Source organism: Fluviirhizobium alvei, assembly GCF_030551875.1.
GTDB classification, from domain to species: Bacteria; Pseudomonadota; Alphaproteobacteria; order Rhizobiales; family Rhizobiaceae; genus Rhizobium_E; species Rhizobium_E alvei.
Map to the genome: position 1 here is coordinate 37,723 of NZ_JAUOZU010000002.1, position 13,415 is coordinate 51,137.

Genomic DNA, 13,415 nt, shown 5'->3' on the forward strand with positions numbered 1-13,415 from the left:
GCCCGAAGGCCCGTTTCAATTCCCGCTGGTCGGCTTCGGCTTACTTGCCGTATTTGTAAAAGCCTTCACCGGTCGCGACGCCGAGCTTGCCCTTGTCGATATAGTTTTCCTTGATCAGTTGCGCGAACTTCTTCTGCTTTTCGCCGCCCATGGAGGAAATGTGGTAGGCGGTCATCAGGCCGACAATGTCATAGATCTCGAACGGACCCTTGGGCGAGCCGGTGGCGATCCGCCAGGTGTCGTCGATCGATTTCGGTTCGGCAATGCCATCGACCAAAAGTTCGCCGGCCGCCTGCAGGAAGGGCACGAGCAGCGAGTTCAGCACATAGCCGGCCTTTTCCTTGTGGATCTCGATCGGCACCATGTCGATGGCGCGGGCGAAATCCACCACCTGAGCATAGATCGCCGGATCGGTGCCGGGATGGCCCATCACCTCGGCGACATTGTGCAGCCAGATCTCGTTGGCGAAATGCAGCGCCAGAAACTTTTCCGGCCGGCCGGTGGAGGCGGCCATGGCGCTCGGCAGCAGGGTGGAGGAGTTGGAGGCGAAGATCGTATGGGCCGGTGCCACGGTGCCGAGCTCGCCATAGACCTTCTTCTTGAGGTCGAGACTTTCCGGGATTGCCTCGATCACCAGATCGGCCTCTTTGGCGGCGGTGGCGAGATCGGTGGCATAGGAAATCCGCGCCATCGCGGCATCGATCTTGGCCTGATCGGCACCCTTGAGCGTGGCGAGATAGCGGGCGGCCAGCCAGGCGAAGGTCTGCTCCGCCTTTTCGATCGCCGCGTCATCGATGTCGTAAGCGGTCACGGCAAAGCCGTGATAGGCGGTCTGAAAGGCAATCTGGGCGCCGAGCACGCCGGTGCCAAGCACGGTGACATTCCTGATGGTCATTGAAAACTCCTTCCGGGCATCACGCCCATGGTTCTGGCGGGGCAGGTTTGCCCGTCTCCTAGTCGGTTGGGTCGGGTTTGGCCGTTGCCGGCCGGATCAAAGCCTTGAAGAAGGCAAGATGGATTTCGCTGCGGGGAAGCGCATCCTCCGCCGTGCCCTCGATCACCAGTCCGGACCACAGCGCATGCAGGCCGATGGCGATCTGCAGCGCCGGCAATTTGGCAACAAGGTTGTGGCGTTCGATCAGCGTTTCGAGAAGATGGGCGAAGGCCGCATGGGTGCGGGCTTTGCTCTCGTTGTAGCGTTGGGCAAAGGCCGCATCGCGCTGGGCATGCAGTTGCAGTTCGATAGCGAGCAGCGACCATTCCGGCTGCATTGCGAGCGTTGCGAAACGTTCCGACAGTGCCGCAAGCGTTGCGTCATAGGCGGTGGTCTGGTCGATGAGGGCGCCGAGAAAGCCCACTTCCTCGGCAATCTGCGCCTCCAACAGTTCCATCAGGAGGTCGTCCTTGCTGGCGAAATTGGAATAGAAGGCGCCCTGGCTGAAGCCGGCGCCATCGCAGATGCCGCGGATCGAAGCCGCACTCATGCCGCCCGCCGCAATCATGTCCTGAGCCGATTGCAGCAATCGCTCCTTTGTCTGGCGCTGTTTGTCCTTGCGGCTGTGTGGCATCTCTCGACCTGTTTCAGATATCAAGTGATATGTGAAACCTCGGTGGCGACAAATCAACCGCCATGCCGCATTATGGCAAAGATTTTGTTGAACCTTGAACATGGAAGCCGTCGATACAATCTGATACTATGTCATATTATGCGATGGGCGAGAACTGAAGGAGCGTGCGATGGATGCGAAGGTGGAGATGGTCACAGACGAGGGCCCGATGTCGCTCAAGATCGGCATCGAGAACATGCTCTGGAAACAGAAGGCCGCCTATCTATCGGATATGAACCCGGCCATCGAAGTCCGCCGCGACCGGCTCGACCGGCTCGATCGCATGATCGTTGCCTGGCAGGACCGTTTTGCCGAAGCGATCAGCGACGATTTCGGCAACCGCTCGCCCATCGTCACCACGCTCACCGAAATCGTGCCCACGCGCGCCGCCATCCGCCATACGAAAAAGCATCTGGCCGAATGGATGCGGCCGCGCAAGCCTTCGGTTGCCTGGACCTCGCAGCCTGCTGGCGCGCTCATCATCCGCCAGCCGCTCGGCGTCATCGGCATCATCGCGCCATGGAACTATCCGCTCAACCTGATGCTGAGCCCGCTTGTGGGCGCGCTGGCCGCCGGCAACCGCGCGATGTTGAAACCGTCCGAACTGACGCCCGCCTTTTCCGAAGCGCTGCGGCAGGCCGTCGCCGAACATTTCAAGGAAGAGGAAGTCACGGTTCTCACCGGTGGCGCTGATGTCGCCGCCGCCTTCAGCGCCGCACCCTTCGATCACCTCATCTTCACCGGCTCCACCCAGGTCGGGCGGAGAGTGGCAGCAGCAGCGGCCATGAACCTGACGCCAGTGACGCTCGAACTCGGCGGCAAGTCGCCCGCCATCATCGATTCCTCGGCGGATCTGGCGCGCGCCGTGCCGCGCCTTGTCTGGGGCAAGCTCCTCAATTCCGGCCAGACCTGTGTGGCGCCCGACTATGCGCTGGTGCCGCGCGACCGGCTCGCCTCCTTCATCGAGGCGGTGAAGGCCGAAGCGAAGAAGCAATATCCGAAGCTCGAGGGCAACACGGATTATACGACCATCATCAGCGACCGCCATTTCGGTCGGCTGGCCGGGCTGATCGATGAGGCGCGCGCGAAGGGCGCCGAGATCATCGAACTGGTGCCGGGCACCGATGCTGCCCGCCGCATTCTGGCACCGGTGCTGATCACCAAGGTCGATCCGGCGATGGCGGTGATGCAGGAGGAGATCTTCGGGCCGATCCTGCCCGTCATCCCCTATGACACGCTTGAGGAGGCGCTCGCCTTCATCAACGATCGCGACCGGCCGCTGGCGCTCTACTGGTTCGGCAAGGACAAGGCGGCGGAAAAGAAGGTGCTGAACGGCACCATCGCCGGCGGTGTGACAATCAACGACACGATCCTGCATCTGGCGCAGGACAATCTGCCTTTCGGCGGCGTCGGCGCCTCCGGCTATGGCCATTATCACGGCGAGGCCGGCTTCGTGGCGATGACCAAGGAAAAGCCGGTGTTGCGCCAGGCCGCCCGCACCGGCGTTGCGATGCTCTATCCGCCCTATGGCCGCATCGCGCGGACCATGCTCAAGCTGCTGTCACGGTTCGGGTGAAGGGGCGTTGCTAGGAGCCTTTATCGAATGGTGCAGGGCGCTTGGTGGAGGGCTTGTGATCGGTGTGACCGTTTGCTGCCCGACCGACAATCGTGGACGGCGTCGATTTCGATAGCGACGCGGTTATCGGCCGCATAACATTCTGGTCCGATGGCAATTATACGGTCGAAGCGCTTGAGTGGTGACGGGCGACAGCGTCATCATGCGCCACGGCGAAATCGCGCAGGGCCAGACTTTTGATGGTGCTTTTGGGATATAATACATCGGTTTGAGGTTAAGGGGTGAAGGGTGTTTGTTTGATGGCGGCGCCAGAAATCCTTGTGAAGATAATCGATACGGCGTGTACAATGCCGACCAGTGCGCGGCTCGGAGATTTGTCAAAGGCTATTGCCCCGCTTCTTCCGTCGAACGATCAGGAACGGCGCGTACTCATTGGCATTCTTGGTTATTGCGGAATCCTTATCGATCCCCAGAAGCCAGATTTCCGCACGTCGTTTACGTCAAGCGAACACCGTGAAAACACGCGCCATGCAAAGGATGATTGGCCCTAACCGGTACGGTGGTGGGATCGACAATCATCAGCTTGAAGGCATGGAAGGAGAAAGGGAAAATTTCATGAGCACCGTACGAACCATTAAAATGCCAACCGACGAAGATTTCTTCTGGCAGCTCACGGAGCGCGAGGCCAAACAGGTCGCCAAGCTACTGGAAGGCGACGAGTTCAAATCGTTGCCGGTCGCCTTCAGGGCCCTTGTCGCAAACTTTGCCGCCAGTTTCCGAGACTCGAAGAAACGCCAGCCGAGGAATACGGGCTACGGGGCAATCAAAGTCGCCATCGAGCGAATCCGAATGACAAAGCAAGCACAAGCCTAATTGTGAACTGCGCGAATGGCTCTGCCGATTAGCCCACCTTGATCCTGCCGTCTGCGGTCATCACAAGCGCTTGTTTGGCGATCATATCCCCTATTGCTCTCTTAACATCGGCTTCGGGAATGTCCGTCAATTCCTTCATGATGTCGTCTTGTGTCGGAAGTTCGGTGCCCATCGCGTCGAGGAAACGTTCCTCCTCGTATGCTTTCCTGTCGACGATCTTTGCGGCCGAGGAGAGTTTGCAGACAGCAGTAAACACCGCTCTCTCTGTCTCGTCTTCAAGAGAAATGTAGAGCTTGCACAATTTTCTGACCAAATCGTACGACGATGCAGCGACACCGAGAGCAAGACCCCAGGTTGGGGGAGGAGCCGCCACGAGCACCGCGATGGTGGCGAAATTCAAGATGCTGTCTTTGATGGCTTCTGACACCTTGAACACGGCATAGCGACCAATCCGCTTCTCAATCTGCCAGGGATTGCTGCTCTGACCGGTATCTTCGATGGACCGGCGCTCGACGTGGGCGGCAACAGCGTCATTGAAGCCCGATATTGCACCATTCGGCCACGACAGGTCTTCCCAGTTCATCGGAAGATTGCTCCATGTCGGATCGAGACGTTGGATAGCCTGTCTCAGAAAGTCGTGAAGATCGGTGTCGAATACCCATTCGCCACTTTCAACCAACTCCTGCGCCTCGGAGGCCGAAACCACACTGCGACCAGGCTCTCGATGCATGCCATTCTCCTTCTGCAAACATCGCCTATGGTCGCTTTCAGCCTCCGGGCGTCCCTCATGATTGCAGCAATCTAAGGCCGTCGGCAAGAATGAGCCTTCCATTCATACAACGTAATCTACGGAAACACTCAGCAACACGATAATCATTGCCGCCCAGAGAGCCGGAAACAACAAACCTCTCTACACACGCATCTGCTTACCAACGCCCCAAGAACCGCTGAACCGGACCGATCTCTTCGCACGCTTCTCTCCTCCTATTTCAACCGCATCGGCCGCCAGACACTCCGCTGTCCGCATCGATTTCGACATCAGCATTCGGTCCGCTATTGAACAGAAACGTCGCCCGGCGTTAGTGATTGGAGGCAATGCAACCGGAAGAAAGGTGCCGACATCATGGGCACGACATTTGTGACGCTGGGGCGAGACAGGTCTGGGGCTCCAACATCGTCTGATCGCGAAGAGGTCGGCTTCTGGGCGAATGATGCCATGCTGGAGCTATGGCTGCGGCTTCTGGCCCTCAACATCGGAGAGCCATCCGAAGCAGGTGATGACCGACACAAGATAAGAACGCAATGGCTGCTGGCGTCCAGGGTCAATTTCGCCGGGTGCGTCCCCCACAATCTTGAGGACTTCACGGCAACGAGCGAAGGGTTCGACATCGTCAGGAAAGCTGCAAGGTCACTTTCGAAGATGATCGATCGGTTGGACCAACCAATCCAGCACCAGATCCTCAATCTGCTTGGCTTTGAAAATCTCTGGTCGAGGGACGTTGCTGCTCACGATCTTCAGCAATTCGCCCGGATGTTTGATGATTTGCTGGAAGGAAGCATGCTCACGCTCGCCAGCGACTGACCGCCTGCCTTTCCCGGAAAGCATTCTATCAGGTCATCTGCTGTGCAACGGCATGGCCCTTTCGTGAACTGGATCTGGGTTGGTCCGCAATCTTTGCCTCGCCTATCCCGTACATTCAGCCGTATCGGTCGGTTTGGCGGCCACGCCGGTCGTGGAGGCAGAGATCGCGTTTTTGCGAAGGCAGACATCACTTGCACCAGGGTCTGACAGCTCCAAGGTGCCTGGCCTCAGGTCGTTGCCCGATCTCCAATCCAGAAAAGGTGCGGCACCTGCGCATTCGCCGGTGCCGCCACCGGTTCATTTCACTTCGGTCAGGGTGATCTTGCCGTTGACGCGATCGGCGGAGAACTCGATATTCGCGCCAACCTTGAGCTTGGCCACGTCCACGCCGTCGCCGATCCGGAACACCATGGTCATGGCCGGCATGTCGAGGCTCTTGAGTTCCTCGTGGATGATCGTGACCTTTCCGGCCTTCTCGTCCAGCTTCTTGACCTTGCCCTTGGTCATCTCGGCTGCGAAGCCGGCAGTCCCGGAAAGGGCGATGGCGAGAGTGATGGCGATGAGCTTTTTCATGATCGTGCTCCTTTGTTCAGTGTCACTTTTTCGCGACGGTGACGTCGCCATGCATGCCGGCGTCATAATGGCCCGGCACCAGGCAGGCGAACTTGAAGGTACCGTCCTTCGAGAACTGCCAGATGATTTCTCCGGATTTGCCCGCTGCCAGACGGATCGCGTTCGGATCGTCATGTTCCATCTCCGGGAACTTCTCCATCAGCGCCTTGTGTTCGATGATCTCCTTGTGGCCATCGAGGACAAATTCGTGATCGAGCTCTCCGATATTGTGGATCGAAAGGCGCACGGTCTGCCCCTTGCGTACCTTGATGGCAGACGGCTCGAAGACCATTTTGCCGTCGTCGGTCTCTTTCATCGTAATCTTGATGGTTTCGGTAACCTTCGCGGCCTTTCCAGGCTTCCCGACAACCATCTCGTCATGATGCCCGCCCTGGTGGGTGCCGGATGCGAGTGCGGCGGAGGCGAACAGCGAGAGAGTAAATGCGATGATCTGTGTCTTCATGGACAGCCCTTTCAATGATGGTCTTTGTGGGAAGAATTCGTGGTCACGCCATCCTTTGGCGTCACCTTTGTCTTGGCGTCCTCGGCCTTGGCGTGGTCCGGCAGCGATCCGGTCCATTCCCAGGCCTGGGTGCCGGGTGGGTTCTCGTACCAGCCGGGGTCACTGTAATCGTCGGCGGAAATGCCCTCGCGGACCTTCACCACCGAGAACATGCCGCCCATCTCGATCGGACCGTGCGGCCCCCAACCGGTCATCATCGGCACCGTATTGTCGGGAAGTTCCATTTCCATCTCGCCCATGTCGGCCATGCCCTTGGTGCCCATCGGCATGTATTCTGGCTGGAGCTTCTTGATCTTTTCAGCGACCTTGCTCTTGTCGACACCGATGAAGGTGGGCACGTCGTGGCCCATCGCGTTCATCGTATGGTGCGATTTGTGGCAGTGGATCGCCCAGTCGCCGGGATATTTCGCGTCGAACTCGTAGGCCCGCATCGCACCGACCGGGATGTCGATCGAGACTTCCGGCCAGCGCGCCTCAGGCCGCACCCAGCCACCATCCGTGCAAGTCACCTCGAAGTCGTAGCCATGCATGTGGATCGGATGGTTGGTCATGGTGAGGTTGCCGACCCGGACACGCACGCGGTCGTTCTTGGAGACGACGAGCGGATCGATGCCGGGAAACACTCTGGAGTTCCAGGTCCAGATATTGAAGTCCGTCATCGTCATGACCTTCGGCACATAGGTGCCGGGATCGATGTCGTAGCCTGAAAGCAGGAAGACGAAGTCCCGGTCCACCGGCATGAACTTCGGGTCCTTGGGATGGATGACGAAAAAGCCCATCATGCCCATCGCCATCTGCACCATCTCGTCGGAATGCGGGTGGTACATGAAGGTGCCCGACTTCACGAGGTCGAACTCATAGACAAAGGTTTTGCCAACCGGAATGTGCGGCTGGCTGAGGCCGCCGACGCCATCCATGCCTGACGGCAGGATCATGCCGTGCCAGTGAACGGTGGTATGTTCCGGCAGCTTGTTGGTGACGAAGATGCGGACACGATCGCCCTCGACCGCCTCGATCGTCGGACCGGGCGACTGGCCGTTGTAACCCCAGAGATTGGCGGTCATGCCCTCCGCCATCTCGCGCTGGACCGGTTCGGCCACAAGGTGGAATTCCTTGACGCCGTTGTTCATCCGAAATGGCAGAGTCCAGCCGTTGAGCGTGACCACGGGTTGATAGTCGGGCCCGGACGGTGGATGAAGCGGCCCCTGTGTCGAGGCCTTGTCCATGAGGGCGGCTTCGGGCAATCCCATATTGGTCGTGGTGGCCCAGGCGGAACTGGAGACCAGTGCCGCGCCAGCGCCGAGGATTTGTCTTCTTGAGTACATCACTGATCCTTCCTAGTGTCCGCCGGGCGCGCTGGACGGCGCGGCAGATGCGATCTCGGCCGGCGCGGTACCCGCGCCACCGCCATAGATCGCCGTTGTCAGGTTTGCCGCTGCGAGCCAGAAGTCGCGCTTGGCGTTGATGGCAAGCTGCTGCGCGTTGATCTTGTCGCGGGTGTCGGCAAGCAGCTCGAATGTGTTGGTGATCATGCCGTTGTAGGTCAGCAGCGATTGCTGCTCGATCGTCGTCCTCAGTGGCACGAGGCTGTTGCGATACAGCCGGGCGATGTCATGACTCGACCGGTAGGCCTCATAGGCCGATCGACTTTCCGAGCGGACGTTGACAGCCTTCTCAGCGAGTTGGTTCGCCGCACGCATGTAGGCAAGTTCGGCCTTGCGCAGCCGTGCCTTGCCGCTGTCGAAGATCGGGATGACGAATTCCAGTTCCTTGGAATGGGTCGTTTCCTTCTTGATCTTGCCATCTTCCCTCTCGCGTTCGGTCTCGAAGCCCGCGACGATCTCGAGGTCGGTGACGAAGCGGGTTGCTTCCGTCAGACCATAGGTCCTGGCGTTCGCTTCGAGCTCCAGCTTCGCTATCTGCAGATCGACGCGGTTGGCCAGCGCCAGCGCCTCGATGACGTTGGTCGTGATGAGCTTTTTCGGCAATGAGGGAAGTCGGTTGGGAAGCTTATAGGCAACATCGTTCCCCCAGAGACCCATCATGCGTGTGAGTTCCTCCTTGGCCAACCGCTCGGCCAATCGGGCCTGTGCCGCCTGACCCGCAAGTTCGGCGTTGAAGGCATGCTCCCGCGCCTGGGAAGCCTTCGTCATCGATCCTGCCTTGCCGAGCTCCTGCGCCAGTTCGGAGGCCGCGTCCGTAGCGACCTGCGCCTGCCCCAGTTGAACGACGGACTCGCGTGCGGCGACTGCATTGATCCATGCCCGCCGCGTGCTTGCGGCCAGTTCGAGGGTCTTCAAGGCGGCGTTAAGCTGCGCCTGTTCAAAACGAACCTTTGCGGCCTTGATGGTCTTTTCCCGCGTGGCGAGCGCCAGGAGGTTGACGGCGAGTATGCCCTCGATCGCCCGGTAGGCTTCAAGGCCCGGCGTGCCGATCCCGGTCAGCCCGACAGAAACCGTCGGATTGACGAACATCGTCGACTGCCAGACGTCGGCCCCGGCGTCGCCGAGATCGGCATACGCCGCCTGCAGGCCCTTGTTGTTGAGGAGAGCGATCTGTACAGCCGTCTCGGCGTCGAGAGTCTTTGACGCGGCAAGAAGCGTCTTGACGCGCGCTTCGGTCTTTTCGGCCTGGGCGCGGCTTTGCACCCAGACGGTCTCCTTGGAGAGCACCGAAGTCTTGTCTTTGACCTTATCGAAGCCTGCATCCTTCACCGAAAACTCGGCACCGGTCGTGCAGCCGGCGAGCATGAGGAGGACGACCATCCCCCCGATCATCTGGAAACGGCTCATGACGGATCCTCCTCGCTGGAGGAAAGGTCCTCGTTCAGCTTCTTCCACGGCTCAGGCTCGACCGGCACACGTGCCGTATAGATGACCGGGCTATGGTGATGGCTTGGCCGTATCTCGGCCGACGGATCGGCAGGATCGCGGCCGGCCGTGACCTCGGGTGGCTTTGTGGCTGCGCATCCGGCCAGCAGAACTGGCAGGGCGGCCACCATTAACAGGTGTTTCATGGATGAATTCCGAACATGAACTGAGGTTCGGTCGCGAACGACCGCCTTCAGCCGCGGGAGCGGCCGTCAATCATGTAAGGAAACAGGGGGGCCGAATAAGTCCAATTGGTTCGGCGAACACCCGCTGGTCGTTCGTGAAGTCAATTGCGATGGACGTTCTCAGCACACTCAACTGGGGCGAGTCGGCGACCACGGCCATATTCAGGCACAGGTTCGAGCAGCAATCCTGGTTGGATTGGATATGTTCATGCTCTGCAGCCTGATCGCCGTGATCATGAACCGCTGCGGTCTCGTCATGCGAATGGGCGGAATCGTTCTTGGCGAAAGCCATCTGCTGGCTGTAGCTTGCAGCAACATCGCCATGCATCGCAAAGCTCACGGTTGGCAGCATGTAACCGGCCAGCGCGGCGACAAGCGCGAGCCGGAGATAGAACATAAGCCTGTTTGCCGCGATTGCGATCACGTCTTCGGGTTCCTTCAATGGCTTTATTCAGACTGATTTGATGACGATCGTCAAGCGAAAGCCCGATCGTGAACGATGCAAAGTCGTCATCCTTCCGACATTGGGAAGATCAGAATGTATCCCGAGGGGCACGGTTCGAGCCGGCCTTGTCCTATATAAGCCAAATCCAGCCCAGTTCTGCGGCCCTCTCTACACACACATCTGCTAACCAACGCCCGAAACCGGTTGAACTGGACCTGCCTCTTCTGGCGCGGCTCTCCCCCTATTTCAACCGCATTGGCCGCCAGACGATGATGCCGCGGTCGCGGTCCTTGTCGCGTTCGATGGTCGTGACTTTCGCGCCGTTGGTGCCGCATTCGCTGCAGCGGAATTTTACCGTCTGCGGCGGCTGGTTGGGGTCGGCAAAGGCCATGATGTCGCTGGCGAGAAAATTCACCACCCGTTGGCAGGATTGACATTCGACGCGCAGGAGCATGCTGCGCGCCGCCGCCTTCCGCAATGTATCGATCACCGTCACCATGATGCATAAAAAGAACAAAAAGGGAACTTGCGCAAGCATCCTTTGGTGGAAAGAAGCGTTGTAACCGGTGGTTAACCCTGTTGGTGCAACATGCCGGCGTTGGAACGGGAGCGCATCATGGTCGCAAAAACAAAGCAGGGCATCGATCATTACCAGGTCATGATCGGCGGTGCGCTCGATGATCTGATCGAGGGCATGGATGGCGACGATTTCATCTTCGGCCGCGACGGCAACGATATGCTCATCGATGGCGAGGGCAATGATTATGTCCGCGGCGGCAAGGGCGATGACTTCTTTTCCAACAGCATCGGCGACGATACGCTGCTCGGCAATGCCGGCAACGATACATTCCAGCTGTTCGACCTGTTCTGGATCGCGCCGCGCCGGGTCGAGATCGATGGCGGCAAGGGGTATGACGTCGTCAACCTGATCGCCGATCCGCAAGCGCTCGAGATCGAATTTCTCGGCAAGCGCGAGTTCCTGATCCGCTCTGAGGAATTCGATGTCGAAATCCATATCGAGCATGTCGAAAAGCTCGTTTTCAACGCCGATATCGTCTGAGCGGACCGCATTGGTCCGCACAACGAAAAAGTGTCTCATCAACTGAAAACGACATGAAGCGGACGGTTTCCGCCTTCCGGTTTCGGCGCCAGTCGCTATCATCCTGCCATTCGTTATGTCATTCTTTCCGAGCGTCAGGATTTTTCAGCCATGACCGATTACAAGAGCATCATCGATGCCGAGACCTGGGCCTTCATCGATCGCACCAACAGCTACTATCCGCCCGATGCGGTCGATTATTCGATCGAGCGCCAGCGCGAGGTCTATAATACGATGTGCCGTGAGTTCCATCACGGCTATCCGGAAGGCATTTCGGCCGAGAACAAGCTCATCCATGCCAAGGGTCGCGACATTCCGGCCCGCCGCTATCGCGCCTCGCGCTACGATGCCCATGCTGTGGTGCTCTATTTCCATGGCGGCGGCTTCGTCGTCGGCGGTCTGGAAAGCCATGATGATGTCTGCGCCGATATCTGCGCCCGCACCCATTACGAGGTGATCTCGGTCGATTACCGGCTGGCACCGGAATTCAAGCATCCCGCCGCCTTCGAAGATGCTTTGGCCGGCTTCGAATGGGTGGCGGGCGGCTATGATCTGCCGATCATCCTGGCGGGCGATTCCGCCGGCGGCAATCTCGCCGCTGCGGTTGCGCATGCCACGCGCAATCACAAGCAGGCGGCGATCGGCCAGGTGCTGATCTATCCCGGCCTCGGCGGCGGCTTCAAAACCGCCTCCTTCGTCAAGCATGCCGAAGCGCCGATGCTGACAGCGCGCGATATCGAATTCTACCAGCATATCCGCGGCGAGGTAGCCCCGGGCGATGTCACGGCCGCACCGCTGCAGGATACGGATTTTTCGCATCTGCCGCCGACTATCGTCATCACCGCCGAATGCGATCCGCTCTCGTCGGATGGCGAGATCTATGGCAAAAAGATCCGCGCTGCCGGCGGCAAGGCCTGGTGGCATGAGGAGGCCGGGCTCGTGCATGGCTATCTGCGCGCCCGCCACACCGTTGCCCGCGCCCGCGAAAGCTTCACCCGCATTGTCGAGGCGATCAAGGCGCTCGGTCACGGCGAATGGCACCATCCCTGATCCGAAGCGAACCCGGCCCTTAAACCGCAAGGGAGTGAGCGGAGATGAAGCCTGATTATGACATTTTGCTGGATGAGGAGATGCGGGCCTATATCCGCAAGTCGCTCGAATTCTATCCCGCCGATACGACCGATGGCTCGATCGCCTTCCAGCGCCGCGTGACCAATGATCTCGCGCGCGCCTTCCATACCGGCAATCCGCCGGATGTGACCTCGGAGGATAGCGTCCTTGCGCTTGCCGATCGCAATCTTCCCATCCGCACCTATCGCCGGCAGAATCCGGATCGTGCGGCGACGATCCTGTTCTTCCACGGCGGCGGTTTCATCGTCGGCGGGCTCGACAGCCATGACGATGTGTGCGCTGAACTGTGCGGACGCACCGGCTATGATCTCGTCTCGGTCGATTATCGCATGGCGCCGGAATTTGCCCATCCGGCCGCCTTCGAGGATGCGGTGGCCGCCTATGACTGGCTGGCCGACCATTTTCCGGGCCGCATCGTGCTCGCGGGCGATTCCGCCGGCGGCAATCTCGCCGCCTGCGTCGCCCATGCGCGGCGCCACCATCCGCATCCGCCGGCAGGCCAGGTGCTGATCTATCCCGGTCTCGGCGGCCCGCGTGATCGCGGCTCCTATCGCCTGCATGCCGAGGCACCGCTTCTGACCCTTGCTGATGTCGAATTCTGTGTCGGCCTCTATGCCGGTGGCGTCGATCCGGCGGATCCGACCTTCCAGCCGCTGGCCGATCAGGATTTCACCGGCCTGCCGATGACGGCGGTCTTTCCGGCCGAATGCGATCCGCTCGCTTCTGACGGCGCCGATTACCAGGCCCGCATCAAGGCGGCCGGTGGCCGCGTCCACCATCGGCTCGAACAGGGACTGGTGCATGGCCATATCCGCTCCCGTCGGTTGGTGCGGCGGGCAGGCGAAGCTTTCGATCGCATCGTCGAAGCCGTCGATGCGTTCGGCAAGGGGCATTGGCCCTATTGAAATCGGG

The 13,415-nt window shown here is 59.6% G+C and carries 17 protein-coding genes; 7 read left to right on the forward strand and 10 right to left on the reverse strand.

The features are described 5' to 3' along the window. Positions 1 to 40 precede the first annotated feature (40 nt). Both Q4481_RS03025 and Q4481_RS03030 read right to left on the reverse strand, forming a co-directional pair. On the reverse strand, positions 41 to 895 hold the full coding sequence (locus tag Q4481_RS03025) for a 3-hydroxyacyl-CoA dehydrogenase (protein WP_304374805.1): 855 nt from the start codon (positions 893 to 895) through the stop codon (positions 41 to 43). Between the two features lie 58 nt (positions 896 to 953). Further along, on the reverse strand, positions 954 to 1,568 hold the full coding sequence (locus Q4481_RS03030; RefSeq protein WP_304374806.1) for a TetR/AcrR family transcriptional regulator: 615 nt from the start codon (positions 1,566 to 1,568) through the stop codon (positions 954 to 956). Between the two features lie 169 nt (positions 1,569 to 1,737). On the opposite strand from Q4481_RS03030, the gene Q4481_RS03035 reads away from it, so the two are divergent. From Q4481_RS03035 to Q4481_RS03040, 3 genes are all read left to right on the forward strand, one after another. Next, entirely contained in the window at positions 1,738 to 3,183 is a 1,446-nt protein-coding gene (locus Q4481_RS03035; protein ID WP_304374807.1) for a coniferyl aldehyde dehydrogenase, read from the forward strand. Positions 3,184 to 3,275: 92 nt separating this feature from the next. Then, entirely contained in the window at positions 3,276 to 3,368 is a 93-nt protein-coding gene (locus Q4481_RS24660) for an immunity protein TriTu family protein (RefSeq protein ID WP_435532496.1), read from the forward strand. Positions 3,369 to 3,615: 247 nt separating this feature from the next. Next, a complete protein-coding gene (locus tag Q4481_RS03040; protein ID WP_304374808.1) occupies positions 3,616 to 4,056 on the forward strand; it encodes a hypothetical protein in 441 nt (146 codons plus the stop codon). A gap of 28 nt (positions 4,057 to 4,084) precedes the next feature. On the opposite strand, the gene Q4481_RS03045 is transcribed toward Q4481_RS03040, so the two are convergent. Beyond that, positions 4,085 to 4,786 (reverse strand): hypothetical protein, encoded by a 702-nt coding sequence (locus Q4481_RS03045; protein WP_304374809.1) that lies wholly within the window; start codon positions 4,784 to 4,786, stop codon positions 4,085 to 4,087. Between the two features lie 393 nt (positions 4,787 to 5,179). On the opposite strand from Q4481_RS03045, the gene Q4481_RS03050 reads away from it, so the two are divergent. Beyond that, positions 5,180 to 5,638 carry a hypothetical protein gene (locus Q4481_RS03050; RefSeq protein ID WP_304374810.1) on the forward strand — a complete coding sequence of 153 codons (459 nt, stop codon included), beginning with the start codon at positions 5,180 to 5,182 and terminating at the stop codon, positions 5,636 to 5,638. Between the two features lie 297 nt (positions 5,639 to 5,935). Here the strand turns inward: Q4481_RS03050 and Q4481_RS03055 are convergent, their stop codons facing one another. From Q4481_RS03055 to Q4481_RS03085, 7 genes are all read right to left on the reverse strand, one after another. Then, a complete protein-coding gene (locus Q4481_RS03055; protein WP_304374811.1) occupies positions 5,936 to 6,211 on the reverse strand; it encodes a copper-binding protein in 276 nt (91 codons plus the stop codon). 22 nt (positions 6,212 to 6,233) lie between these two features. Next, a complete protein-coding gene (locus Q4481_RS03060; RefSeq protein WP_304374812.1) occupies positions 6,234 to 6,713 on the reverse strand; it encodes a cupredoxin domain-containing protein in 480 nt (159 codons plus the stop codon). 11 nt (positions 6,714 to 6,724) lie between these two features. Further along, a complete protein-coding gene (locus tag Q4481_RS03065; protein ID WP_304374813.1) occupies positions 6,725 to 8,098 on the reverse strand; it encodes a multicopper oxidase family protein in 1,374 nt (457 codons plus the stop codon). Between the two features lie 12 nt (positions 8,099 to 8,110). Continuing rightward, a complete protein-coding gene (locus tag Q4481_RS03070; RefSeq protein ID WP_377352287.1) occupies positions 8,111 to 9,565 on the reverse strand; it encodes a TolC family protein in 1,455 nt (484 codons plus the stop codon). Further along, positions 9,562 to 9,789 (reverse strand): putative periplasmic lipoprotein, encoded by a 228-nt coding sequence (locus tag Q4481_RS03075; RefSeq protein WP_304374814.1) that lies wholly within the window; start codon positions 9,787 to 9,789, stop codon positions 9,562 to 9,564. Before Q4481_RS03075 ends, Q4481_RS03070 begins: the two co-directional genes overlap by 4 nt. 70 nt (positions 9,790 to 9,859) lie before the next feature. Then, entirely contained in the window at positions 9,860 to 10,270 is a 411-nt protein-coding gene (locus tag Q4481_RS03080; RefSeq protein WP_304374815.1) for a hypothetical protein, read from the reverse strand. 244 nt (positions 10,271 to 10,514) lie between these two features. Next, positions 10,515 to 10,922, reverse strand: coding sequence for a hypothetical protein (locus Q4481_RS03085; RefSeq protein WP_304374816.1), 408 nt, complete (start codon positions 10,920 to 10,922; stop codon positions 10,515 to 10,517). On the opposite strand from Q4481_RS03085, the gene Q4481_RS03090 reads away from it, so the two are divergent. The 3 genes from Q4481_RS03090 (at position 10,890) to Q4481_RS03100 (ending at position 13,408) form a co-directional block, all read left to right on the forward strand. Further along, a complete protein-coding gene (locus tag Q4481_RS03090; protein WP_304374817.1) occupies positions 10,890 to 11,333 on the forward strand; it encodes a calcium-binding protein in 444 nt (147 codons plus the stop codon). The genes Q4481_RS03085 and Q4481_RS03090 overlap by 33 nt on opposite strands. Positions 11,334 to 11,483: 150 nt before the next feature. After that, a complete protein-coding gene (locus Q4481_RS03095) occupies positions 11,484 to 12,422 on the forward strand; it encodes an alpha/beta hydrolase (protein WP_304374818.1) in 939 nt (312 codons plus the stop codon). Positions 12,423 to 12,466: 44 nt separating this feature from the next. Further along, positions 12,467 to 13,408 (forward strand): alpha/beta hydrolase, encoded by a 942-nt coding sequence (locus Q4481_RS03100; protein ID WP_304374819.1) that lies wholly within the window; start codon positions 12,467 to 12,469, stop codon positions 13,406 to 13,408. Positions 13,409 to 13,415 lie beyond the last annotated feature (7 nt).